We start from the raw sequence: 1,501 nt of genomic DNA, 5'->3' as shown, positions 1-1,501 counted from the left end.
GGGCTGTAGCCGATGGTGTTGCGCCACAATGTGAGCCACTGCTGTGCCCACGGCCAGTGCGTTGGTAGGTGCAAGATGGGCCTGCGTTGGGGTCGGGCCAGGCGGGCCGCGATGGTGATGATGCGTCGGCGCAGGGTGGCCCCGCGGGCCACTGCGTGAGCACCTCCGGCTAGGACGCCGGCGGCGCGCAGCAGGTTGTGGCCGATCGCGGCGCACAGGATCCACGCCGAGTTCGCGCCGAAGCGTCCCGAGGGCATGTGCGCCAGCGGTCCGTCGATGAGGTCGGCGAACACGGTCTCGATGATGGCGTGGCGGCGGTGGGTGATGTCGGCAACCTCGACCGGTTCGTCGGTGTTGGTGAAGAACGGGTGATACCGCCACACCGGGAACAGCGCGTCGGGGTAGCGGGCATCTTTGACGCGGCGCACGATCAACCGCGCGGTGACCGGGCTGTCGGTGCAACTGAAAGCGGTGTAGGAGGTTTCGGCGACTTCGGCATCGGAGATCCAGGCCCCGGTGTCGGGGTCGCGGACCGCGCCGGGGTAGTTGACCGGGCTCCAGGCGTCGTCGCTGATCGTGTCGATGGCCGCGACGACGGTGGCCGATTTGGTCAGCACCACCGAGAACTGTGCCCCGGCGCGACGGCAGGCAGCCACCACGGTGCTGTTGCCATAGGCCGAGTCGCCGCGCACCAGGATCGTCCCGGTGGCCCCGGCAGCACGGGCAGCGGCTACCGCTTGGGCGATCATCCGAGCCGCACCCTTGCCGGAGTTGGTTTTACCGGCCCGCAACCGTACCCCGGCGATCACTGGCGCACCGGCGGCGGTGCTGATCGTGGTGACCAACGGCGAGAGACCTTTGCGCAGAATCTGTTTCCCGGCGATCTTGGTGTGCCCGTAGGAGGCACCTTGTTTGGTGTGACCGTAGACCGGGCGCAGCAGCGAGTCGATATCGACGAACGCCCGCCGATCGGCACCGGGCAAGAGGTCGACCCGCTGGCACAGCCCGGCCAGATGCTCTCGCAAGACGGATTCCAGTTGCCGAGCATGTCCGAAGGTGAACTCCCGCAACAAGGTTCCCACTGTCGACGGTGCGTACACGCCGCCGAAGAGCGTTTTCATTCCACCAGAGCGCACGATGTCGAGGTCATCGATGCTGTCGGCGCCGGCGCACATCCCGGCGATCACCGTGGTCAGCTTCGGTGACGGATTGGCCGACCCGGACCTGACCCGCGGTGCCGCGATATGCACCTTGTCAGCCAACAGTTTCGGCAGTCCCGTCTGAGCAGCCAACGTCATCACCGGAACCAGCCCCGCGCACGACACCAGACGCTCATCATCGAAGACTGCCGAGGACGCAGTGAACCTGTGGGACACTTTCACCGGAAGTGCCTTTCTGAACTGGTCTGATTGATGCGTAGAGAACACCAATCCTCCCAGCTCAAGAGGCACTTTCCTCATTCCGACACCCCACGACCAGCCAGTTCATCAGTGGATCGAGG

1 protein-coding gene is annotated in these 1,501 nt (G+C 65.8%); it reads right to left on the bottom strand.

The features are described from left to right. On the bottom strand, positions 1-1,382 hold a 1,382-nt coding region (locus tag H276_RS0122325), incomplete at its 3' end, for an IS1380 family transposase (RefSeq protein WP_026357311.1). Positions 1,383-1,501 lie beyond the last annotated feature (119 nt).

Source organism: Mycobacterium sp. 141 (assembly GCF_000382405.1).
Taxonomy (GTDB): Bacteria; Actinomycetota; Actinomycetes; order Mycobacteriales; family Mycobacteriaceae; genus Mycobacterium.
This window is presented reverse-complemented; position numbering and strand designations above follow the sequence as displayed.